At 57.9% G+C, this 21,159-nt stretch carries 21 protein-coding genes; 5 read left to right on the forward strand and 16 right to left on the reverse strand.

All coding sequences use genetic code 11. The features are described 5' to 3' along the window. Positions 1 to 65: 65 nt before the first annotated feature. The gene (locus tag BN1936_RS07085; protein ID WP_049687036.1) at positions 66 to 1,601 is read right to left on the reverse strand and encodes a flavocytochrome c; all 1,536 of its coding nucleotides are present in this window, start codon (positions 1,599 to 1,601) and stop codon (positions 66 to 68) included. Between the two features lie 433 nt (positions 1,602 to 2,034). Here BN1936_RS07085 and BN1936_RS07090 point away from each other — a divergent pair, with 433 nt between their 5' ends. The 5 genes from BN1936_RS07090 (at position 2,035) to dcuC (ending at position 7,291) form a co-directional block, all read left to right on the forward strand. After that, complete coding sequence (locus tag BN1936_RS07090; protein WP_022443956.1) at positions 2,035 to 2,982, forward strand: LysR family transcriptional regulator; 948 nt, start codon at positions 2,035 to 2,037, stop codon at positions 2,980 to 2,982. Further along, complete coding sequence (locus BN1936_RS07095; RefSeq protein ID WP_022443957.1) at positions 2,969 to 3,940, forward strand: LysR family transcriptional regulator; 972 nt, start codon at positions 2,969 to 2,971, stop codon at positions 3,938 to 3,940. Before BN1936_RS07090 ends, BN1936_RS07095 begins: the two co-directional genes overlap by 14 nt. A 248-nt stretch (positions 3,941 to 4,188) precedes the next feature. Then, the gene (locus tag BN1936_RS07100) at positions 4,189 to 5,226 is read left to right on the forward strand and encodes a major royal jelly protein (protein ID WP_022443958.1); all 1,038 of its coding nucleotides are present in this window, start codon (positions 4,189 to 4,191) and stop codon (positions 5,224 to 5,226) included. A gap of 130 nt (positions 5,227 to 5,356) precedes the next feature. Beyond that, positions 5,357 to 5,614: a heavy-metal-associated domain-containing protein gene (locus BN1936_RS07105; protein ID WP_022443959.1), complete on the forward strand. Its 258-nt coding sequence runs from the start codon at positions 5,357 to 5,359 to the stop codon at positions 5,612 to 5,614. Positions 5,615 to 5,995: 381 nt separating this feature from the next. Further along, positions 5,996 to 7,291, forward strand: coding sequence for a C4-dicarboxylate transporter DcuC (dcuC, locus tag BN1936_RS07110; protein WP_022443960.1), 1,296 nt, complete (start codon positions 5,996 to 5,998; stop codon positions 7,289 to 7,291). Between the two features lie 105 nt (positions 7,292 to 7,396). Here the strand turns inward: dcuC and BN1936_RS07115 are convergent, their stop codons facing one another. Genes BN1936_RS07115 through BN1936_RS07185 form a run of 15 tightly spaced genes read right to left on the reverse strand, consistent with a single transcriptional unit; the run spans position 7,397 to position 21,057 of the window. Next, positions 7,397 to 8,629 (reverse strand): beta-ketoacyl-ACP synthase, encoded by a 1,233-nt coding sequence (locus BN1936_RS07115; RefSeq protein WP_022443961.1) that lies wholly within the window; start codon positions 8,627 to 8,629, stop codon positions 7,397 to 7,399. Continuing rightward, positions 8,626 to 9,369, reverse strand: a complete 744-nt coding sequence (gene fabG, locus BN1936_RS07120; RefSeq protein WP_022443962.1) for a 3-oxoacyl-ACP reductase FabG — start codon at positions 9,367 to 9,369, stop codon at positions 8,626 to 8,628. The genes BN1936_RS07115 and fabG overlap by 4 nt, the downstream gene beginning before the upstream one ends. After that, positions 9,369 to 9,860, reverse strand: a complete 492-nt coding sequence (locus BN1936_RS07125; RefSeq protein WP_022443963.1) for an ApeP family dehydratase — start codon at positions 9,858 to 9,860, stop codon at positions 9,369 to 9,371. The genes fabG and BN1936_RS07125 overlap by 1 nt, the downstream gene beginning before the upstream one ends. Positions 9,861 to 9,862: 2 nt before the next feature. Further along, positions 9,863 to 11,029 carry a beta-ketoacyl-ACP synthase gene (locus tag BN1936_RS07130; RefSeq protein ID WP_022443964.1) on the reverse strand — a complete coding sequence of 389 codons (1,167 nt, stop codon included), beginning with the start codon at positions 11,027 to 11,029 and terminating at the stop codon, positions 9,863 to 9,865. Further along, the gene (locus tag BN1936_RS07135; RefSeq protein ID WP_022443965.1) at positions 11,029 to 13,368 is read right to left on the reverse strand and encodes an MMPL family transporter; all 2,340 of its coding nucleotides are present in this window, start codon (positions 13,366 to 13,368) and stop codon (positions 11,029 to 11,031) included. Before BN1936_RS07135 ends, BN1936_RS07130 begins: the two co-directional genes overlap by 1 nt. Further along, positions 13,343 to 13,957, reverse strand: coding sequence for an outer membrane lipoprotein carrier protein LolA (locus BN1936_RS07140; RefSeq protein WP_049687037.1), 615 nt, complete (start codon positions 13,955 to 13,957; stop codon positions 13,343 to 13,345). Before BN1936_RS07140 ends, BN1936_RS07135 begins: the two co-directional genes overlap by 26 nt. Positions 13,958 to 13,973: 16 nt before the next feature. Next, positions 13,974 to 14,954 carry a hypothetical protein gene (locus BN1936_RS07145; RefSeq protein ID WP_049687038.1) on the reverse strand — a complete coding sequence of 327 codons (981 nt, stop codon included), beginning with the start codon at positions 14,952 to 14,954 and terminating at the stop codon, positions 13,974 to 13,976. Continuing rightward, positions 14,941 to 15,705 (reverse strand): glycosyltransferase family 2 protein, encoded by a 765-nt coding sequence (locus BN1936_RS07150; protein ID WP_049687039.1) that lies wholly within the window; start codon positions 15,703 to 15,705, stop codon positions 14,941 to 14,943. The genes BN1936_RS07145 and BN1936_RS07150 overlap by 14 nt, the downstream gene beginning before the upstream one ends. Further along, the gene (locus tag BN1936_RS07155; protein WP_022443969.1) at positions 15,690 to 17,363 is read right to left on the reverse strand and encodes an AMP-binding protein; all 1,674 of its coding nucleotides are present in this window, start codon (positions 17,361 to 17,363) and stop codon (positions 15,690 to 15,692) included. The genes BN1936_RS07150 and BN1936_RS07155 overlap by 16 nt, the downstream gene beginning before the upstream one ends. Continuing rightward, positions 17,353 to 17,925 carry a COG4648 family protein gene (locus BN1936_RS07160; protein WP_022443970.1) on the reverse strand — a complete coding sequence of 191 codons (573 nt, stop codon included), beginning with the start codon at positions 17,923 to 17,925 and terminating at the stop codon, positions 17,353 to 17,355. Before BN1936_RS07160 ends, BN1936_RS07155 begins: the two co-directional genes overlap by 11 nt. Further along, positions 17,922 to 18,188: an acyl carrier protein gene (locus tag BN1936_RS07165; RefSeq protein ID WP_022443971.1), complete on the reverse strand. Its 267-nt coding sequence runs from the start codon at positions 18,186 to 18,188 to the stop codon at positions 17,922 to 17,924. The genes BN1936_RS07160 and BN1936_RS07165 overlap by 4 nt, the downstream gene beginning before the upstream one ends. A 5-nt stretch (positions 18,189 to 18,193) precedes the next feature. Beyond that, positions 18,194 to 18,460 carry a phosphopantetheine-binding protein gene (locus BN1936_RS07170; RefSeq protein WP_022443972.1) on the reverse strand — a complete coding sequence of 89 codons (267 nt, stop codon included), beginning with the start codon at positions 18,458 to 18,460 and terminating at the stop codon, positions 18,194 to 18,196. Continuing rightward, positions 18,447 to 19,265, reverse strand: a complete 819-nt coding sequence (locus tag BN1936_RS07175) for a lysophospholipid acyltransferase family protein (protein WP_022443973.1) — start codon at positions 19,263 to 19,265, stop codon at positions 18,447 to 18,449. The genes BN1936_RS07170 and BN1936_RS07175 overlap by 14 nt, the downstream gene beginning before the upstream one ends. Further along, positions 19,262 to 19,990 carry a beta-ketoacyl synthase chain length factor gene (locus tag BN1936_RS07180; protein WP_022443974.1) on the reverse strand — a complete coding sequence of 243 codons (729 nt, stop codon included), beginning with the start codon at positions 19,988 to 19,990 and terminating at the stop codon, positions 19,262 to 19,264. Before BN1936_RS07180 ends, BN1936_RS07175 begins: the two co-directional genes overlap by 4 nt. Continuing rightward, positions 19,987 to 21,057, reverse strand: coding sequence for a methyltransferase (locus tag BN1936_RS07185; RefSeq protein WP_022443975.1), 1,071 nt, complete (start codon positions 21,055 to 21,057; stop codon positions 19,987 to 19,989). The genes BN1936_RS07180 and BN1936_RS07185 overlap by 4 nt, the downstream gene beginning before the upstream one ends. Positions 21,058 to 21,159 lie beyond the last annotated feature (102 nt).

Consider the following 21,159-nt stretch of genomic DNA (forward strand, 5'->3'; position numbering starts at 1 on the left):
GGGGCGTTTCATCAATCCGGCTCAGGAGAATTTATTTACCGGATTGTCTTACGCTGTACTGCTGATCAGGCAGCGGACTTGCCAGCATCTTCACCAACGATGCGGCCGTTCACGAGGCAGTCCAGAATGGCGACAGAACCAAGGCGGACAGCGCCGTGAACCATACCGGTAGATTCACCGGCAGCCCACAGATGCGGAATCACCTTGTCAGTGCGGACATCGCGGACGCGGCCCTTTTCATCAGTCACCAGACCGCCCATGCAGTGGTGAACCTTCGGCTGCAGTTCACCGATGTACCACGGGCCCTGTTCAAGCGGCTGACGGTCGTGGTTGATGTAGGTGCCCCACTCGGGTTCCGTCTTGTCCTTGTACTGAGCAACAGCCTGGTCCATCTGCTTCACTGTCGCCTGGAGGGTGGCGGGATCAATGCCAACGGACTTCGCGGCTTCGTCAAGCGTGTTGTACTTGGCGATGATCTTCATATCAAGCATGCGCTGCAGGTGACCCGGACGCTGCTTTTTGAGCGGCTTCATATTGGGCTCATTGCAGATGGCGTAGCATTTGTTGCCCATCTGCTGCTGCACCATGATGGCGTCAGCACGAACTTTGCGGTTCGCGAGTTCATTCACGAAGCGCTTGCCCTTCTGATTGACCCAGAGGCCATACTCAGCAGCAGCGGTCTGGTTGTATTCCCAGCCGATGCCCATGCCCTTTTCCTTCGGGTTGCCCCACGGGCCGCACTGAATCCAGTCGTTCTGGACCTGCAGGCAGCCAATGGCGCTGGTTTCACGCCAGAGTTCGGACGTTGCGCCCGGCTGATTCGTCGTATCAAGCGTAGCGTTCAGCTTCGGATCCTGGAAGGTACGGAACTTCACGTCAGCAGAGAAGCCGCCGTAGCAGAGGATCACACCCTTGCGGGCACGAATGGCCTTCTGCTTGCCGCTGCCGGACTTCGGGAAACGATAGCCTTCATGAACGACAACGCCGAGAACCGGGCCTTCGTTTTCCTGGCTGCGGACAATGTGATCGACATAGGTGCGGAGGCGAATCGGCACGCCGAGCTTCTTCACCATCTCGAGTTCCTTCAGCACAATGCCGGAACCGGAACCGTTCTTCGTCGTCACATAGCGCGGAACGCTGTGGCCGCCTTCCTGACCGATGGCGTCCGGGAGGAATTCCACGCCCAGTTCATTCACGCACCACTCGTAGTTCGAGAGCGCGTGGCTGGCAATTTCATGAACCTTCTTCGGATCGTTCATGTAGTTGCCGGCCTTCAGAATGTCGTGTTCCAGCAGTTCAACGGAGTCCTTAATGTGGTGCATCTTCTGCTGCGGGCAGCCCGTAGCCGTCAGAATGCCGCCATTGATGATCGAGTTTCCGCCGGCAGTCGGCATCTTCTCGAGCACGATGACGTTTGATCCAGCCTTCTTAGCCTCAATAGCAGCAGCCAGTCCAGCGAAGCCAGAACCGATCACGACGATGTCGACCGTTTCATCCCACTTCGCAGGGACCGCAGCAACAGCCGCCTTGCTGGCAACGAGACCAGCAGCTCCCATAGCAACTGATCCCTTCAGAAGGTTTCTGCGGTTCATCTCCATCATTACTCTCCTCATTTGTTCATACGAACATAAGACAGGGAATCGGGGCTGACCCCTTTTCCCGATTTGCACGGGGACTATGTCCCCCTGTCCTTTTGTATTATCGCCTTGAGGTGCGGATTTCGTAATGATCCAAAAAGTCGGTAGGTTTTAACAAAAATGCAATTCCATAAAAATCAACTAAATACTTTTATTTATGAATCACGGTTTTGATGGAAATATCGGGCAGGCTTTGATTTTTGTCTTGACTATCATACGGTTGCTATAATTATAAATAACTAGATAATGACCCGTGTAGGTAGATTCTTTATAGGTATCTACGTCTTTTGCCGAGTCAATTGCGGTTGCAAACCAGTTAATATTTGTTTGAATGTGGATGACAGCTGACTCCATCTTCGCGGGATTATGAAAGAGCATTCAGCATTGAGGAGAGTCTATGGGCGCAGCGGAACATATCGAACTTGAAACCTGGGAGCTCTTTATGGCTGTAATGGAGTCCGGGAGCTACCTGCAGCCGGCGCGCGCCATGAATGTGGATCCCTCCACAGTGTCCCGGCGTCTCAGGAAACTGGAAGACCGTCTGAGGATGCAGCTCTTCTATCGTGAGAGCACCGGTCTCCGTCCTACAGAAGCCGGCCGCCGTGTCATGAACCAGATGCATGATGTGCTGACCGATATTCTCGCCGTGAGAGATGGGTTGGCAAAAAGTGTGTCTGGAGTCCGCGGACGAATCCGGGTGAGTATTCCGGAACCGATTCAGACAGACGCGGTCTGGGAAGTGATGTCGCAGCTTGAGTTTGAGAACACCGGACTGAGACTCGATCTTGAGCCCCCGGGGTCCGGGGATGATCCAGCGGGGCTTGCCTTTCAGGTGAGTCCCATGATCCCAACAGGTTCACACCCTGTCTCTCTGCTGCCTTTGGTATGTGTCGCGTCTCCCGGTTATCTCGCGGAACACGGTACCCCTGAGAGCCCTGAAGCGTTGACAGAACACACATTGATTTTTTCTGAACTCTCAAGCTACAGCCGACGGTTTACTTTCTCCCGGGGGGCTGAAACCATTTCCGTTCCGCTAGGAACCGGTCCCGTCCGACGGACTCCGCGGCAGGCAATCTGCGGCGCTCAGGCTGGGGCCGGTATCGCGATCGGGGTACCCTACTGTATTACAAAAGATCTGATCCGCGAGGGGAAGCTTATTCCGGTTCCATCAGACTGGCTTATGCCGCCGCTTCAGGTCTCAGTCACAGTCCATGCCTTACAGCATTCAAAATACCTGCTCTTCTATCTCGCGGAAGAAATACGAAAGCGGTTAGAGGCTATTTCTTCAGAGGAACAGAAGGCGCTTGAGAAACTTGCGGAAAAGGTGAAACATGGCAAAAAGTGATTTTCTTTCCCGGACCAGACTTTTCCTTGAAGTCCTGAATGAAGAGAGTCTCAATCAGGCGGCTGAAAGCCTGGGGAAAAGCACGCCGCAGGTGAGCCGCGAAATCGCGAAGCTCGAACAGGAACTTCATGTAAAACTCTTTACCCGGCTTCCGACCGGAATCCGGGTTACCCGTGAGGGGGCCAAATTTGCGGAGCAGATCCTTCCCCTGATTGAACGGTTCGACACACTGGAAGAATCGCTTATCCGGGAGACAGATCAGGAAATCAACCTGTTCCTCCCTATTACAGAAGGAACCGAACTCTTTCAGAAATGGATTGCGAGGTTCGCTGAAGCAAATCCTGAAGTTCGGATCAATTCCAGGATCCGAGACCCCAATGCGGGCCAGAACGGCGGGTACTTCAATTATCAGGTGGTGCTTGAACGAGAACCCGTGGATGACACTCTGGTCGCCGTGAGGATCTGCAGTGTGCCGCTCGTCTGCGTAGCGGCACCGGCTTATCTCGCGAAAGCGGGAACTCCAAAGTCTCCGGAAGACCTGCTACGGCACCTGATCCGGGTGTCCAGCCGGGAAATGGAGCTTCCGGTCACCCTTCATGAAACCGGAACGGGCCGCTCTTACACAGTTCCCACAGGTCACGCGGGAGATTCCGGTCTCGTTCTGGCTCTCAAAAACCGGGTGCTTGAAGGCGGCGGCATCGGTATTGCGGTTCCCCGCTATCTGGTCGAGTCAGAGCTTGAGACAGGTGACCTGATTGAAGTCCTTCCTGACTGGCAGATTGAGCCCGAAGTCATGTGGCTCCTGCGCCCACAGTCCCGGTTTCCGAGTGACGCGGGACAGAAGCTCGCCAGGTGGTTCAGGAAAGAGGCTTCCGAAAACCCTTCTCTCTCAGTTTCAGAACGCCTGAATGTGTTCGGGAAACCTGCCCCTACCGATGTGCTTCGCCGGGATCTCTGACAATCTATCCTGAATTTTAAAAATACCCCTTCGGGGGTATTTTTTATTTCCTTCTGACAAAACAGAAGAAAAACAACGTTTCAGTCCTAACCTGACCGTGAATCATGACTTTTCATTACTGTCATTTTGCTTAAAAAATGAAATGAATTTATGAATACAGTAATTAAAAGCCCCTATAATGAGTAGGTAATATATCTTAACTTTGGAAACACCCATTCCGGAGATTCGCTTTCCGGCTGGTTTCAATCATGCAACGACGTACTGCCCTTTTTGTCCCTTTTCTCCTCGCTTCCGGTCTGGCAGCCAAAGCCGGAGCCCGAGCGGCTTATCGGGGACCTGTTTTTCAGGAAGTGGCAACGTCCGAGTACCAGTGGAACAGCACGGCGGTTTCAAGAACCGGCCGTGTTTTTACGAGCTTTCCTACCCGGAATGAGTTCCCATCGTTCCATGTCGGGGAGCTTCGGGGCGGTGTTACCGTCTCATTCCTTCCCCGTGACGTAAACGAGTCTCTCGTCAACGTTTCCAATATTTTCATTGATGACGCTGACAGACTCTGGATTCTGGACTCCGGAAAGCTTGCGGGAAGACCGGTTAACAAGAGCGCGGCGCGTCTCATCTGCGTCAATATCACGCACCGTATGGTGCTCCAGACCTTTCGGATTCCTTCGGAACTCCTTGAGAGCAACAGTACGCTCGCGAATGTCCGGGTGGATTCCCAGCAGAATATCGCTTTTATTTCGGACGGCGGCGCGGGCGGTCTGATTGTTCTTGACCTGGAGTCCGGCAAAGGATGGCTCGGGCTTGATCGCTCGGTTCAGCAGACCCGCGCAAACGCGAAGTTCCTCGCGCTCCCGACCGGCAATTACTACCCGATCATGCCGAACATCGCGGCGCTTGCCCTTTCAGAAGACCGCCGCACGCTCTACTTCACGCCCCTCATTGAAACCAAGATTTATTCGATTCCGACTCATATTCTTCGGGATCGCAGTCTTCGCTCCCATGACCGGGCCCGCTACATCATGACAGAAGCGCGGGATGCTTTCCCCTCTGCCGGCATGGTTGAACGTTCGGGTGTGCTCTATTTCGGTGACGTCCGTCATGACCGCGTCGCGTCGCTTCATCTGATGACGCATCGTGTCTCTGAAATGAAAACCCCGACCCCGATCCGGTGGGCCGACGGTTTCTCGCTCGATTCCCGGGGCAACATCTGGTTTACGGAAAGTGAAAGCAATGTTCCGGTTCAGCGCCGGTCGGCCTATCGCCTCTTCCGAATCGTCTGGGCCTGACGCAATCTCTTTCGGGGTTACATCAGTGACCCCTCCTATCCACTGAGACTTTCGCAATTCTCCGAAGATCGCTTATGACCGTGGTTGTAAATGAGTATTATTACGTTTATCAGAAATAAGGAGCGTATTCATGGTCAAAATGACGGTTGGCGTCAAAGGCATGATGTGCGCGATGTGCGAGTCGCATGTCGCCGGAGCCGTGCGGGACAAATTTGAAGTCGAAAAGGTGAAAGCCGATAAGGGTAAAGAAAACTGCGTCGTGATCGCAGCGCGTGAGATTCCGGAAACCGAACTCCGCGCCGCCATTGACGCGACGGGTTATGAAACCACCTCGTACCAGTCGGAGCCCTACGAAAAGAAGGGATTTTTCTCGAAACTTTTCGGCTGATTACTACTTCTGTATCGCCGCCTGAAGCCTGGATCTGTGTCCAGGCTTTTTTTTCGGGTATTTGTTTCCTTAAATCCCGCATCTTTTTTGATTATAGAAGTCATGTATATGAATCTAGACTTCTAGGTAAATCACCGTATTTTCTAGCGTTTATGCCCTATTTATCGGCTTCTTGATTAGAAGGCCTTTGCTCCAAGTCATGTATATGAATTCGGATTGGGGTGTTTTTTTGTAATTTTTTAAACCAAAATCCTTACGTCGGCAGTTCGAAGGTGTAACGCACTCTGCTTTCGGATTACGCCGGCATCCCACTTCGGAGATAAAAAAGAAATTCCCCTGGCTTTGTCCAGAGAGAGTTTTCACGTTTGGAGATTTAGCGCAATGCAGACATTTACAACAATCGTTGCCATTGTCGCGGTGATCGGTGTCATCTGGGGACTCATCAAGCGGTATGAGACCCGGCTGGTTCTGATTACCGGCGGCCTCGTCATGGCATTCCTCTCCTTCAAGCCGATGATCGCGTTCCATCAGTTCGATAAATCGATGACGAACCCGAACCTGATCATCGCCATCTGCTCGGCCATGGGCTTTGCCGCGGTTGTGAAACTGACGGGCTGCGATACGCATCTGGTTTCGCTTCTCACGAAGCCGCTGAAGAAGCTGGGTCTTTTCCTGCTTCCGGCCTGCGGCCTGGTGACCGCCATTATTGCTGTTGCGCTTCCGAGTACGGCAGGCTGCTCTGCCGCTGTTGCTCCGACGCTTATCCCGATTCTCGTGCGTGCCGGTTTCAAGCCGGCGATCGCCGCGGCTATGATCATCGGCGGCGGTATTGCGACGACCCCGTTCCTGAATCCTGGTATTTCGCATAATGCCTTTATTGCGAAAATGGCCGGAATGGATGTGATGCAGCTGATTGCTTTCTCCGCTCCCCGCACAGTGGGTCTTGGCATTCTCGCCATCATCCTGATGACAGTCGTCTGCGTGGTTTATAAGGACTACAACAAGAACCAGACAGAAGAGGAAATGGAAGCAAACCTGGCGCTTGGCGGCACTGCCGGCAATGCGTCACTGCCTGAGCATCCAAATATTCTTAAGGCTATTGCTCCGCTTCTCCCGGTGGTGATCCTGGTTGTCGCTTCAATCTGGTTCAAGGACCTGAAGGTTTCGGTCGGCACGGCCATGCTTCTCGGTACGATCTATGTCTTCCTCGTGACCCGCGCGAATCCTGCTGAAATTTCGAAGAAGTTCTTCGACGGTATGGGTGAAGGTTACGCGAAGATCATGGGCATCATCATCGCGGCCGGTGTCTTTGCTTCCGGTCTGACGGCTGCCGGTGTGGTCGGCGACCTCGTTGAATTCCTGAAGCACGCTCAGTCGGTCGCTAAGCTCGGCGGTTCTGTCGGCCCGTTCCTTCTCGGCCTGATTACCGGTTCCGGTGACGCCGCGGCCTTCGCGTTCAACGAAGCTGTGACGCCTCATGCCGCTGAATTCGGTATGTCGATCCCGTCCCTCGGTGTTCTCGCGGCCTTTGCCGGTGCCTTCGGCCGTCAGGCTTCCCCGCTTTGCGGCGGCCTGATTCTGGTTGCTGGTATCGCGGGTGTCAACCCGATGGATATCGTCCGCCGTACGGCTCCTGTGATGGTGATCCTGCTTGTCTGCCTCTACATCGTCTCCTGATGTATTGAAGCTTTCTGCCGGGGTCTGATCCTCGGCAGAGGATCCAATAAAGAAGCCCGGAAGTGTTTAATCTTCCGGGCTTTCTCTTGTTCTAGGGAACCGCTTTTATGGAACGCGTTTGAAGATCAGCGAAGTATTGACGCCGCCGAACGCGAAGTTATTCGACGCGAAGCAGCTGATATCCAGGTTCCGGCCTTTTCCCGTGATGTGATCGAGCTCCGCGCAGGCCGGATCCGGGTGCACCAGATTCAGGGTCGGCGAGAACCATCCATCCCGCATCATCATGAGGGAGAGCCAGGCTTCCATCGCGCCGCAGGCACCCAGTGTGTGGCCGAAATAGCTCTTCAAAGTCGACACTGGAACGTGGCTTCCGTAGGCCGCGGCGGTCGCGAAGCTTTCCGCTTCATCCCCCCGTGCGGTACCCGTACCGTGCGCGTTGACGTAGCCGATTTCGGAGGCCGGCAGACCGGCTGACTCGAGCGCCATCCTGAGGCAGGCTTCCATCGTGACCCGATTCGGACTCGTGATATGCGTCGCATCGCAGTTTGTCGCGAACCCGGCCACTTCACCGAGGATCGTGGCGCCGCGGGCTTTCGCGTGCTCATATCCCTCAAGCACGAGAGCCGTGCCCCCTTCCCCGATCACAAGACCGTCACGGTCCTTATCAAACGGAGAAGGTGTGAGTTCAGGAGTCTCGTTTTTGGTGCTGGCAGCGAAAAGCGCGTCAAACGCCGCGGTGTCCGCGGGGGAAAGCTCCTCCGCGCCGCCCGCGATCATGAGGTCTGCCTGACCGTAGCGGATTGCTTCAGCAGCGTACCCAATCGCCTGGCTTCCGGAAGTGCAGGCGGACGATGTCGGAATGACGCGGCCTGTGATCCCGAAAAAGAGACTCACATTCACGGCTGCCGTATGCGGCATCATGCGGACATACGTGGTGCCGTTTACGAAATTCGTGTCATGCTGCAGCAGCATGCCGCCAAACTCCATGACACCGTCCAGACTTCCGCAGCAGGAGCCGAAAGCAACACCCATACGGCCTGAAGCGAGCACCGGGTCATTGATGAGACCGGCTGACTCAAGCGCGAATTCGGAGGATCGGACCGCGAGCTTCGAAACACGGCCCATCGAGCGGGTCTTTTTCCTCGTATAGGTGTCCGGAAGCGTGAAATCCTCAACCGGGGCCGCTATCCGGGCATTCAGTCCCTTATAGACATCCCAGTCTGTCATCCGCCTGACAGCGTTCCGGCAGAGCTGCAGACGCGGTTTGATCTCGTCCCAGCTGTTCCCGAAGGCGGTGACTCCGCCAGCCCCCGTAACGACTACCCGTCTCTCTTTCATGCGAGGCCTCCATCGACCGCGATGACCTGCCGCGTCACGTAACTCGCCCCCGGTGACATAAGGAAGCGGATGACTGACGCCACTTCTTCCGGTTTCCCGGCGCGCTTCATCGGGATCATGCCGGTGATCGCTTTGAGGGCTGTTTCATCCATCTTCGTCATATCAGTGTCGATAAGACCCGGCGCCACAGCGTTCACGGTGATTTTCCGTTTGGCGAGCTCAAGAGCGAGTGACTTCGCGGCTGCGATGAGACCGCCCTTCGCCGCGCTGTAGTTTGTCTGACCGCGGTTTCCGATGAGCCCTGAGACGCTTGAAATCACGACAATACGGCCGCCGTCCCGAAGACCGATCATCGGCATCACGCAGGGCTTCAGAACGTTATTAAAAGAATTGAGATCGGTATTGATGACATCAAACCAGTCGCTGTCAGTCATACCAGGGAACGCCGCGTCACGCGTGATGCCGGCTGAGTGCACGACACCCCAGTAGGCACCGTGAAGCTCAATATCCGCTTCAATCGCCGAGCGGCTCGCAGCTGGATCCGCGGCGTCAAAAACGACCGTCCAGGCGTCTGCCCCTTTTGAACGGAGTTCCTCCGCCAGCGCCTCAGCCCGCTCAGGGTGCGAGGACGCATGAAGCGCCACCCTGAAGCCGTCAGACGAAAGCGCTTCCGCGGTCGCCCGACCAATGCCGCCGGACGCTCCAAGAATAAGGACCGATCTACCAGAGGCCTCTGTCATCAGGTAGCCTTCCCGCCGAAAAGCTCGCGGTACTCTTTGTTGCTCGGCTGATAGACCGAAACGCGGCCCGTCGCGATCAGCGTGTCGCCATCCTTCATTTCACCCGCGAAAGAACCAATCGGTCCTTCATACACTTCGCGGTGCATCGTGATGCGGAAAGTCTTTCCTTCCGGAATCACGGGAACCTCAATCTTCAGATTGCGGGCCGAGAGGAGATAGCCGATCGGGGCATCCTTCTCATCCTCACGCTTATCCGACTTGTCCTGCTGACGCCAGTAACCCGCCCAGGCACCCACCGCCTGCGCCATCATTTCGATGCAGAGCGTTTCAGGGAGCCGGCCGTCCGGACGGCGGAAGGGTTCAAGGATCTTGGAATCCGCCTCAGCGATCACGTCATCTTCGGTGAATTCAAGGATGCGGGACACGAGAAGCATCGGAGGACGCTGGGGCAAAAAGAGTTCCGGTTTCCCCGGATTAAGAATCTGAGACATCGTCAATCTGTTCCTAGAATCAAAGCCGCGTTGCTGCCGCCAAACGCGAAATTACAGCTCATCATAAGGGAGCCTGAGACGGCGGTAAATCGGCTCACAAGTGAAATTGGGGGTAATGCGGGGTCAACTGGGACAGCGTCCGGAAGCTGAGGCGGAAGCACGGAGCCCGGATTCTGAAGAAGGAGCGCGATCAGCGCGGTTTCGGCGGCTCCCGCGGCCCCGAGCGTGTGTCCGGTCAGATTTTTGGTGGAGCTCGCTGTTACCTGGTCACCAAACACCCGGTAAACGGCTTTTGCTTCCATCGAGTCATTAAGTTTCGTTCCAGTCCCGTGGAGGTTCAGGTAATCGATCGCGTCAGGCGTGACGCCTGCCATCTGAAGCGCTCCGCGGATCGCGGCCTCAGCCCCTTCGCCCTCCGGATCAGGAGCGGACATGTGGTGAGCGTCGGACGATTCACCGAATCCCCGGACTGCGATTGGGCCCGGTTCCAGGCTGAGCCAGAGTAGCGCGGCCGCCTCTCCGATCGCGATTCCATCCCGGTGCCCGGAGAACGGAAGACAGCGGGTGTGTGAAAGCGCCTGCAGCGCGTCAAAACCGTTGATCGGAAGCTTCGCAAGGGTGTCCGCTCCGCCCACGATAGCGGCGTCAATCATGCCCGCTTCAAGAAGTCTCACCCCGGAAATAATGGCGCGGATACTGCTCGTACAGGCGGTCGACACGGTGTACGCAGGGCCCGTGGTGCCAAGCCAGGCGGAAAGGAATTCAGACGGATCACCGAGTTCCTGCGCTTCGCCTCTGAAGTCAGGATCGGGTTCCCCCTTTCTGAAGCCGTGGATATAGTCTGCGAACTCTTCAGAACCAGACGTGCTGGTTCCGAGAATGATCCCGACCCGAGATAGATCGGCGTGATCCAGCAGATCCCTGAAACGGGGTTCCGAATTGAAGACCGCCATCAGGGCGCGGTTATTCCGGCTCTGATGTTTTGCGAGATTTTCCGGGATTGCCGGAAGAATGCCTGTCATGTGGCCGAACGAAAGCGGTTCTCCTGAAAGAAGCCAATGACTGTCAGGCGTCAATCCTGGGGCCTCATTTTTCCCGAGGTTCGCGAGAATTTCCTGAGGCTTGGCCCCAAGCGCGCAGTCCAGCGCTACAGCGTGGATATAGACCATCAGACACTCTCCTCTTTCCGATCAAGCCGGAGGATGAGAGGCGACGCAAGGAATGCCGTGAAGACACCGGCTGCGAGCACGAGGCCAAAATTCGAAATAGCCGCCGTGCCGCTGAAAACGAGAATACCGAGTGAAATCATTGTGGTCGCCATCGCGGTAAAGACGGCGAAGAGCGTCGAATCCGCTTCCTTCTGGAAGTTCCCGAAGAAAAGTGAATAGTCGATCCCGATTCCGAGTACGAGAACGAGCGCGAAGAGCGAAAAGATGTTCACCGGGAGCCCGGCCCAGCCGAGCGCCGCGATCCCGCAGGCGACGGAGAGTATGCAGGGGACGATGATGCCGGCGGCGCGCTTCAGCCCGTACCGCCAAGCGTAAATCGCGAAGATCAGCGCGAGCGACGCGGCAAGCAGCGCCTCAATCATGGTTCTGACGCCGGAGAACAGGTGATTCAGGTCCGCGCGGCGATCCACCCAGACCGTGCCAGGGACAGAAGCCGCCGCTTTCTGAAGCGCGGCGTCCGCTTTGGCGCTCCGGTCCCCCTGCACGGGGACCATGAGGGAGGTTTCCCCGACACCGCCCGCGCCGCCGAGAACCAGCCGCCCCCAGTTGCTGCTCACGGTGTCCCGGATCCAGACCCCGAAGGGAAGCGTCGGATTCTCGCTCTCAGGTTTCGCTGAAATCCCGGATTCCCGAAGCTTCGCGAGCACCGCGGGCGACGCCTTTTTGATGAGCTCCCAGTCAGACTGCTGAGTCGCCCGGGAGTTAAGCGGTATGAGTGTCGCGCCGGTAATCAGCCCGTCTTCCTTAAGCGCCGAGAGTCTTTCGCCAAGCGCGTCCTTTCTCTGAAGCGCTTCTTCGGTAGACGCCCCAGTCACGACGAACCAGCGCTGCGTCATATCGTTCCCCGTGAGTGTCCGGATAAGGTCTTCATCCGCTTTCAGATGAGCGGGAGCGGTCTGCAGAGCGCCGATATCGTCGTTTGTTCCAGCGAGCATCAGGCCGCCAGCCGCAAACACCGCGAGGCAGGCGAAGAGAATCGCGGGGTAACGGTTTTTCCCGCTCCACACAGCGATATAGCGGCGAAGGAAGTCCCGCCCGATGAGGGGCTTACGCTTAAATCGCTTCGAGAGGAACGGGTACCAGGCGAAAACCGTAGCGCAGGACGCAGCAAGCCCCGCAATACTGAAGACTCCTAGCTGGCGGAGTCCAGGGAACGGCGCGATAAGAAGCGCGGCGTACGCGAGACACGTTGTCCCAAGCGCCTGAAGCATCGTGGGGGAGAGGGTCTGCAGGGTATTAAAGGTTGAGACGCCTTCTTTCGCGGTCATCCGGGCTGTGAGGAAATGCGTGGTGTAGTCCGTTGAAATGCCGATGAGGGAGAGGCTCATCACGAGCGTCACCATATGGATGCCGCCAAACGTAAGGAGAGTCGCCGCGGTGCCGGCCGCGGCGCCCACGGCGACGGAAAGCAGTGCGAGGAAAAAGGGAAGCGGTGAGCGGTACGCAATCCCAAGCACAATAAAGAGAAGGATCGCGGAGATGGTACCAAGCGTTGAAATGTCGTTTTTCGCGGAATCCCCCGCGAATCCGGAATAGAAAACAGAGCCTTCACTCGCGAACCGCGCGTTTGGATAGGCATCCTTCACGGCCTTCTGGGCTGCTTTCACTTTGTCGAGGAACGGGCCGACTGAGCCCGCGGACGCGGTCCCTTTCTTCACCTCACCCGAAATAAACCGCCAGGTGACACCCTTGTCATCAGTCGCTGTGAGCCAGCCGCCTGACGTACTCATCCGGCTTGTGCCGGAATCAAAAAGCGTCGACCCCCGCATCAGAAGGAGAGGGTCGTTTTTGATTTCAGGGGCAGAGACACCGGCAACCGGTGAATAAAGCTGCGAAAGCACCCATTCGGCTTCCGCGTCTTCCCCTTCCTTCAGCCTCGAGCGGGCATCGTAAGAAAGAAACGCCGCGCGGTTCTTAAAGAGGAAAGAGGCCGACTCCCGCCGTCTGACATCCGAGAGCCGCCCGGCAAGGCGCCGGAATTCCGGAATCGCTTTCAGTTTTTCGAAATAAAGTTCCGCCGCCCCTTCGCCTCCGGTGACCGCGAAAAGCATCTGCCGCGACATTTTGTCCGCGAGCCCATTTGTCACGGACTTTGGAACCGCCCGGTAGGTTTCTTCCGGCAGCAGCTCCATCACGTCACTCGACACTTCAGCCTTCGGCACCGCGATGAGAAGAAACACCGCGATCACCGAAACGATGAAGAGCCAGAGGAACGCCCGGACTTTCGGGGAATCGAGAGCGTCTAGAACCGCCTTAGCGGCTGAGCCGTTCTTCGGCATCGGCGAGCCCCCCTTCGTTCACATGGACATCATCAAACCGGATCCGGGTCCGGTCTTTCGTGGGTGAGAGGAAAGAGACACCCGTCACGGCGTCACCGCCCTTGATCGTGACGGTGTCGAACGCCTGGCGGAGCGGATCGCGCGAAGGTTTAAGCGTCACGGTCCACCCGGAGGCGTTCCCGCTGATGGAGGAAACCGTGAACCAGTTTCCGTGCGTCTTCGCGTCCGCCCCGGCGAGATTCCGCATGAGGCTCGCGAAAGCGAACGCCCGCGGCTGTGATTTCTTCGTGATGATTTCGGGTTTTGACTTCCTGCGCCGGATTTCGACCTGCTCATTCTTCACGAGAATCTCTTCCGCGAACGGTGATGTCTGCTCCCAGACCACTCCCTTCCCTTCGATGAGAGCCATCCTGCCCTTAGCGACGAGAGGTTTTGAGGCGCCTTTGAGATTTCTTTCTGACGTGAAATTCGCCGTGACGGTTTTGATTTCGGAGAGCTTCGTACTGATATCGTCGAGCGTGAGCGAAAGCGCCGGAGCGCTCACTAACGCAAGCGAAAGCGGTACAAAAATCAGAGTTTTAGCATTCATAAGATAAAGCTCTCCATTAATTCTTCCCGCAGGCGAAATCGCATCCGGCACCCTGCCAGAAGTCATAAAAGTTAAACCATTCAAGCGGCGAATGGATCACTTCACGCTGAAGCCTTGAGGCGAATTCTGAAGCGTACCCGCGGATCGCGTCGTTTCTTGACGCGCGGGGAAGCGTCACCCGGTCCGCGAGTTTCTCGAACGACACCCGGAACGCGTCACCGTCACGCGATGCGAAAAGCGTCCACACTTCGCATCCGAGAAGTGACGCAAGCACCCAGGGCCCTGCCGGGAATTCGGCCGGGCTTCCGAGGAACGGAATCGTTACGGTTCTAATTGTCCTGCGGCCTGACGTGACCGGCGTCCGGTCCGCCGCGATCGCGACCCAGGCACCAGACTGAATGGCGTCAGAGAGCTGCACCGCGGTTTCGGCCCCCATTTTATCAACCGGGACCACGTCAATCCGACTTTCGGGGGCCACCGTCCGCATGACGCGGGTGAACCCCTCGGCGTTCTTTTCGTAGAGGAGCGCGATGACCCGTGCTTCCACGTCACGCTCCGCCACGGCTCGGCACACTTCCGCCGCTCCGAAGTGCGACATGAGGACAAGTTTCCCGGGGGCACCGGTGGCCGGAGTCAGCGCGGCGCGCGCGTCGTCTGTCATAAGAAGCCGGATACGACTCTTTCGGTCCGGATCCCAGGCCTCAAGCCTGTCGTAAACCGATAGCGCGAAGTGGCGGAAATGCCGGTACGGCGTGAGGGGTTCCGGAAAGCGGGGAAGGCCCGCCTTTTCCCTCGCGTTCTTTACCCGCGCGAGATACCGGAGGCTCTCCTTCCGGGCTCCCTTCGCGAACGCCGCGTAACAGGCAACAACGGGAGAAAGCGATACCTCAAACGCCCTCCTCCCCATCGTTTTGGAGATCCAGAGAAGGATCCGGATCCAGCGGCTCCCTGGCTGTTCTGGGGTCTGATCCCAGGATCCGTCGCTACGGCCCGTCATGAGGTCTCCTCAGACGCGCGAGCCAGTGAAGCGGTGACTCCAGCACGAGTTTCGTATGCATCAGCGAAATCCGGACGTTATCCCGGAAGTAGTCGAAATTCGAGACTCCGCCCTCCGGATACCGGACCCGGGTCGGAATAAAGCGAATCCGCTTCCCGTCCCAGAAGTAGCGCACCATGATTTCGGTGTCGAAGTCCATCCGGCGGCCGATACGGTAGTTGCGGGCTATCGTCAGGAACTCCTGCACGGGGTACACGCGGTACCCGCACATGCTGTCCCGGATTTCGGATGACAGTGTCTCGATCCAGACCCAGAAGTGGGTGATGTAGCGCCCGATCACACGGCCCCGGGGCGCCGAGTCGTCATACTGCGGGAGCCCCGAGATCAGTGCGTCCGGGTGATGCTTCGCGTCTTCGATCAGTCTGGGGGCGTCCGCGATATCGTGCTGCCCATCGGCATCAATCTGAAGCGCGTGCGTATAGCCCCCGAGACTCAGCGCCTCGATTCCAAAGGTCACCGCGGCGCCCTTCCCGCGATTCCGGGACATGGGGAGGTAACAGGTTCCCGGAACGGATCTCACCGCAGCGAGGATCGCCGCAGACTCCTCGGGCTCATTCCCATCATCCACGACATAAGACCGGATTCCGAGTGCACGGAGTGACTCGAGCACCCCCTTCAGGGTGTCCGCCTGGCGGTAACAGGGAATAACCGCGGCGAGACGGAACGGAGACTCCGTTACGCGGCCTTGCATAGCTTCAGGCGCCCAATTGACGCGAGACGCCATGAATTGTTCCGATAGACCTGGTAATCGAACTTCACGTTCGTGCTGAACTCGGGGTCGAGTGACGCGAGCGTGAGGCGCACGGTGTCGCCCGGCGTCATCGGTGTCGTGAACTTCATCTGAACGACTTCTTTCAGGGCCGCGGGACCGGCGAACTGAGACGCGAAACGCGTCACGAGTTCGAGCTGCGCCACGCCCGGAAGAATCGGCTGCGCGTCGAAGTGCCCCTTGAACCAGCCAAGTTCCGGCTCCAGATCAAATGTGACGCTTACCTTGCCGATCTCAAACGGCGTGCTTTCTTTGATTTTCGGGAGAAGTTCAGTAGTCATAGTTTCTTCAAATAGGCTTCGTACTGCATCCATATCGGTCTTGCCCTGCGTATTCTGCGGCAACACGGGAACGGAACGCCAGAATCGGGGTACCGCGGCGGGCTTCAGGAGTTTCCGGAGTTCCCGCTCATACTGCCTCACGCGCGTCGGATCGTATCCGGGCGAGCGGCTCTGGTCAACCGTGATGCCGATCGCCTGCCGTCCCTTCAGGGTAACGGCGAGCGTGACCGTATGGAAATCATAGCGCCCCAGAACGGTCTTTTCGATTTCATCGAGGCTCACCCGCTCTTCAGCGATCTTCACAATCCGGTCGCGCCGCCCGAGAAGGCGGAACGTGTGGGAGCCGATCGGTTCGATCCGGTCGTCGAGTGTCGCGTCGCCCCGCGCGGTGAGCGGTGTTTTGATCCGCCCTTCTCTCGGGTCCCCGATAAAGGAGACACCTGGAGCGAGCTCCGCATCCCCCTTCCCGGCTTCGCGCGTAAAAGCGACAACGCCGGTTTCGGTGCTCCCGTAGATTCCGGAAGCCGGAATTCCGACTATCTCTTTCACCCGGGCTCCGGTGTCCGCCCCCAGTTTTCCGCCCGCGGAAAGGATAAAGCGAACCGCGTCATGCGGCACCGCGGGGTCAAGATACCGAAGGAAGGTCGGGGAGGAGATGAGAGCGGAGGGCACGGTAACTGATGCCAGGTCTTCCGGTACCTCCAGCCGCGGAACAATCCGCGTGAGGCCGAGCGCCATCGGCACCCAGACCGTAAAGGTGAGCCCATAGAGATGCAGAGGGTCAACGCTCGATGCAACGGCGAGGTGCCGAAGGTCCGGGAAGATCTCAGACACCATCTCCGCCTCGCGGTCAAGAAGACGCACAATCTTCCGTACGGGCTTCGGTTTCCCGGTGGTGCCGGACGTGAAAAGGAGGAGCTCCGCGTCAGGGCTGATCGGCGGGAGATCTGTCGCCGGCTCTCCTTCGTCTCCGGACGGAATCACGGCGGATCCCGCGGGCGGCACCGCGGTTTCAGTACTCCACACAGCGTCAGGCGCAGGCTCGAGAGAAGCAAGGCGGTTCCCGCCCGCGAGCACCGGTGTCCGGCGAAGCGCAAGTGTCGCGATGAGTTCCGTGATGAACTTCACCGGATCCCGCTCCGCGATCCCCACAGTGCGGCAGGGAGTGTCGACAAGGCGTGCGGCGAGCACCGAGGCCCGGCGTTTGATTTCACCCCGGGTGATCGGTGTGCCGCGCGAGAGAAAGAGGACATCGTTCTCCCGCTCCTCAGTCATCCAGTCTGATGTTTTAAGCAGCATGACGCATCACCCGACGGCGGACAAGATATTCAAACCCTATCATGAGACCGATCGCTCCGTAACTGAGACACCCGTTCCAGAGAAGCCATGCGGCACGGTTACCGGAGAGCACGGTTGCCATGGCGACCCCGCCGTTCGCGATAAAGAAGAAGCACCAGGCGACGGTGACCTTACGGCAATATCGGATACCGGCTTCGGGGAGCGGTTCTTTCGATAGTTTCCGCGCAACGGCCTCCGCGACCGGAGTGCCGAAGAGCGACGCGGCAAAAGCGAGAAGCAGCGCGAGATTCACGAACACCGGGTACCAGAACGCGAGCGCAGCTTCAGAGAGCAGAAGCCCAAGCCCGCAGACCGCGGTGCCGATGATCGAAATAAGAAGCGCGGGGATAGAAGCCCCGCGGATTCCCTTCCTCAGAATAAAGAGTGCCTGAAACGCGAAGAGCGGGAGTCCCACTGCGAGAAGGAGTGACATCCGGCCGAAACTCACCGCGGCGATCACGGCGAAAGGCCAGAGAAGCGACAGAGCCTGAGCGGCCCGCTTCACTCCCTCGGCCGGCGTCATGCCGCTTTGTCGTCAGAAGTCAGCCGCACGAGCGTATCCACCACGTCCTGCACGGTTTTCACGTGCTGGAAATCCTCGGGGCGGAACCGCTCACCGGTCTTCTTCTGCATGTGAACAATCAGGTCAATTGCGTCGATCGAATCGAGCTCGAGATCTTCGGCAAGCCTCGCTTCAGGCTTAATGGATTCAGGATCCGCTTCGAAAAGGTGAGCGAGGGTTGCCGCCACTTCCTGATAGAGCTCTTCCCGGGTCATTTTTTCCATGGCGGTCAGGCCTCCGGCTTCTGGGTGCGGATATAGTCCGCGAGCGTTTTCACAGAGGCGAAGCGGCTGCGGTTCTCTTCAGTCGTACCGGAAAGGTTTACGCCGAAACGCTTCTTCACGGCCATGCCGAGTTCAAGCGCGTCGATCGAATCTAGCCCCAGCCCCTCTTCCCCGAAGAGCGGCGTGTCATCCGCGATTTCTTCGGGCGACATGCCTTCAAGGTTAAGAGACTCAATAATGAGTGACCGGATCTGATTTTCAAGCGTTTCCATTGTGTGTCTTTCCGTTATTCCCAGCGGGCTCAGAGCTGAAGCAGAGGGAGGCGAAGATTTTCGCCGTGAGTGACCGGGCGGCGGCAGGCGCCGCTTCCGGGTCCTCAAGCGGCTCAGGTGTCAGCCGTCCAACGTAGGAAAGCCGGATAATCGGTTTCCGCGTCGGAACAGCGTACCAGGGCGCTCCCTTTGTGAGCCAGGGGTCACTAGATTCTATCTGAATGACCTCAATCGGGGTATCGGTGCGGACCGCGATCTGAGCGGCACCGCGGTGAAGCGTCGGCGTAATGCCGGGCTTCGTCCGGGTGCCTTCGGGGAAGATGAGGAGCACACCGCCTTTCGCGAGCCGCGCTTCAGCGTCCCGCACGAGATCCGAGGGATCCTCGCTGTTCACGATATAGTCCGCGCCGCTGACCACGCGCTTCAGAAAAAAGTTATGGGTGAGCGCTGATTTCACAATGCAGTCAGTCTCAGGAATAACTGACGCGATCAGCACGTAATCGATTAGCGTCGGATGGTTTGCGACAAGAATGACGCCTTTCTTGTCTTTAAGACATTCAATTCCCGCGGTATCCGCTTCCATGACACCCAGGATATGAGTCAGCCGAAAGAAAAGCCTGAATGACGACGAAATCAGGCGGCGGGTTCGGAGGACGGAGGCTTCCTTCGTGTCTGATGTCGCCCGGATCACCGGAAACGCCGTGAGTGAGAGCGTCAGTCCCCCGATCCCAAATACCGCCCAGCAGAACCCGGTCGCAAGGCGCCGGATCTGAAGTTTCAGGAATGAATCCGGTTCGCGGTTCATGCCGTGAACCTCCATTCAAGAGCCGAGCGGCCGGCAGCAAGGGTGACAGAAGGAGCCTTCCTCAGATAGGCCCGAAGGAACTGAAGCGCGGGCGGGAGGGTTCCGAGAGAACGCTCCTCCGCCGCGACGGGACCCAGAGAAACCGGACCGCCTGACGCAAGAAGAAAGGAAAGAGCGTATGGGAAGGCCGGCAGATGGTCGCGAAACGCCGCCCGGGCTTCAGTCGGTCTCGCGTTTTCAAAGAAGGTGAGGAGAACGGATTTCTTTCCCGAGGCGAGAGCCGCGGCGGCCTCGATCCACCCGGCGAAGAACGTCCGGGGGCCGGCCGCGACTGAGGTTCCCGGCACTTTCCAGCGCTTCGCGATGAGGAGCGTACCTTCCGCGGCGTTATGAACGGACATTGTGAAGTCGGTCGGTGACTCGGGGTCCCCGTCCGCGAGTCCCGTGAGAATCTTTTCGCAGCGCGGAAGCTCAGCGTCGCGGCTTGCCGTCACCACGAAATCGGGGACCGTGCTGCCCGCTGCCGCGATGGAGCATTCAATCCCCGCCCGCGCTCCCGGGGAAAGACGCCGTGAGGTCATCAGGGGAAGCGTCTTCGGAACGGTAAAGGGCGCTGCAGGGGCAATCCCCGCGCCGCTCTCCGCCCACGGAAGCCAGGACGACGGAGCGGCTAATCCTGGCGCCGCAGCGGCCCACGAGAGAATCGAGAATCCCCCCTCCGTCATGATGCATCACTCCGGGTGAGCGTGATCAGCGTGTGCCCGATCCCCAGTCCGTTTTCAACCGATTTGACTTCAAGCCCCGCGTCCAGCGCGAACCGCCTGAAGTCCGCTTCGGAATAAAACCGGCTGCAGCCATTCGCGATCGCGGTGAAGTAAAGCGAAAACGCGGCGAGACACCGATCCCCGATCGGGAACTTTTGATTCCCGATCAGCGGTTCCAGGATGAGAATGCGGCTTCCGGGCTTCATCGCGGCCCGGACTTTCTTCAGAATCCGCACGACATCCGCTTCGCCGAAGCAGTCGAGAAACTGGCTCATCCACCAGACGTCCGGGTCGCCTGGGAGTGTCGTGTCCGACATCACGTCATCCGGGAAACACTCCACCCGGTCACTGAGACCGGCTGACGAGATGTTGGCTGCCGCGGTCTCACACTGCTCCGGGAGGTCGACTATCCGGATCCGGATCGTGGAGTCCGCCTTCGCGAGCCGGATCGCCCACTTACCCGTGTTCCCGCCAATATCGCAGAGAAGCGTCGGGTGAAGCGCGGTGACGCGGGATACCGTGTCAGAAAACGCGTTGTCAGAGAAATACTGGTCATACCCGAACCAGCTCTCGCGGGCGGGGTGAGAGAGTTCCCGGAGATGCGGGTAAAGCGTCCCCTCCCAGGGCCCAAGCGTACTGAGGCCCGCGGGCCGCCCTTCCCTAAGGGAGTCGGAGAGTTTCGCGACTCCCGGAATGCAGACATCGGCCGCGAAGTCGAAGTTGGCCTTCGTCATCGGGTCATTCAGGAGAAAACAGCCGGTTTTGGTGAGTGACGTTCGACCGGACTCCGTTCTCAGGATCCCGGCACCTTCCGCCGCATTGAGGAGTACGCGGACCGCGTAGTCCGAAAGCCCTGAGACAGCCTTGATTTCCTCCTCTGTCAGTCCCGCGTCTCCCGCTTTATCGAGGGCCGCAAGAATTCCAAAATCCCGGAGCGATCTCGCCGCCTCAAACTCAAACGGCGCGCAGGCAATTCTCTGCGCGTTGCAGATTGCGCTGAATGCGGACTCTTCGTTGCGTTTCTTCATACTGGCTAAGCCTCGGGTCTTGGAATAAACATGCAGGGGAAAGATTACCTGATTTTCAGGCCTGGATCACATGAAAAGGGCTTTCTCCTTGGAGGAAAAAGC

It is taken from the genome of Dakarella massiliensis, from assembly GCF_001182045.1.
Taxonomy (GTDB): Bacteria; Pseudomonadota; Gammaproteobacteria; order Burkholderiales; family Burkholderiaceae_F; genus Mesosutterella; species Mesosutterella massiliensis.

Excerpts from the sequence above, each read along its gene's own strand:
- BN1936_RS07085 (WP_049687036.1), bottom strand. The coding sequence starts at position 1,601 with ATGATGGAGATGAACCGCAGAAACCTTCTGAAGGGATCAGTTGCTATG.
- BN1936_RS07090 (WP_022443956.1), top strand. The coding sequence starts at position 2,035 with ATGGGCGCAGCGGAACATATCGAACTTGAAACCTGGGAGCTCTTTATG.
- BN1936_RS07095 (WP_022443957.1), top strand. The coding sequence starts at position 2,969 with ATGGCAAAAAGTGATTTTCTTTCCCGGACCAGACTTTTCCTTGAAGTC.
- BN1936_RS07100 (WP_022443958.1), top strand. The coding sequence starts at position 4,189 with ATGCAACGACGTACTGCCCTTTTTGTCCCTTTTCTCCTCGCTTCCGGT.
- BN1936_RS07105 (WP_022443959.1), top strand. The coding sequence starts at position 5,357 with ATGGTCAAAATGACGGTTGGCGTCAAAGGCATGATGTGCGCGATGTGC.
- dcuC (WP_022443960.1), top strand. The coding sequence starts at position 5,996 with ATGCAGACATTTACAACAATCGTTGCCATTGTCGCGGTGATCGGTGTC.
- BN1936_RS07115 (WP_022443961.1), bottom strand. The coding sequence starts at position 8,629 with ATGAAAGAGAGACGGGTAGTCGTTACGGGGGCTGGCGGAGTCACCGCC.
- fabG (WP_022443962.1), bottom strand. The coding sequence starts at position 9,369 with ATGACAGAGGCCTCTGGTAGATCGGTCCTTATTCTTGGAGCGTCCGGC.
- BN1936_RS07125 (WP_022443963.1), bottom strand. The coding sequence starts at position 9,860 with ATGTCTCAGATTCTTAATCCGGGGAAACCGGAACTCTTTTTGCCCCAG.
- BN1936_RS07130 (WP_022443964.1), bottom strand. The coding sequence starts at position 11,029 with ATGGTCTATATCCACGCTGTAGCGCTGGACTGCGCGCTTGGGGCCAAG.
- BN1936_RS07135 (WP_022443965.1), bottom strand. The coding sequence starts at position 13,368 with ATGCCGAAGAACGGCTCAGCCGCTAAGGCGGTTCTAGACGCTCTCGAT.
- BN1936_RS07140 (WP_049687037.1), bottom strand. The coding sequence starts at position 13,957 with ATGAATGCTAAAACTCTGATTTTTGTACCGCTTTCGCTTGCGTTAGTG.
- BN1936_RS07145 (WP_049687038.1), bottom strand. The coding sequence starts at position 14,954 with ATGACGGGCCGTAGCGACGGATCCTGGGATCAGACCCCAGAACAGCCA.
- BN1936_RS07150 (WP_049687039.1), bottom strand. The coding sequence starts at position 15,705 with ATGCAAGGCCGCGTAACGGAGTCTCCGTTCCGTCTCGCCGCGGTTATT.
- BN1936_RS07155 (WP_022443969.1), bottom strand. The coding sequence starts at position 17,363 with ATGCTGCTTAAAACATCAGACTGGATGACTGAGGAGCGGGAGAACGAT.
- BN1936_RS07160 (WP_022443970.1), bottom strand. The coding sequence starts at position 17,925 with ATGACGCCGGCCGAGGGAGTGAAGCGGGCCGCTCAGGCTCTGTCGCTT.
- BN1936_RS07165 (WP_022443971.1), bottom strand. The coding sequence starts at position 18,188 with ATGGAAAAAATGACCCGGGAAGAGCTCTATCAGGAAGTGGCGGCAACC.
- BN1936_RS07170 (WP_022443972.1), bottom strand. The coding sequence starts at position 18,460 with ATGGAAACGCTTGAAAATCAGATCCGGTCACTCATTATTGAGTCTCTT.
- BN1936_RS07175 (WP_022443973.1), bottom strand. The coding sequence starts at position 19,265 with ATGAACCGCGAACCGGATTCATTCCTGAAACTTCAGATCCGGCGCCTT.
- BN1936_RS07180 (WP_022443974.1), bottom strand. The coding sequence starts at position 19,990 with ATGACGGAGGGGGGATTCTCGATTCTCTCGTGGGCCGCTGCGGCGCCA.
- BN1936_RS07185 (WP_022443975.1), bottom strand. The coding sequence starts at position 21,057 with ATGAAGAAACGCAACGAAGAGTCCGCATTCAGCGCAATCTGCAACGCG.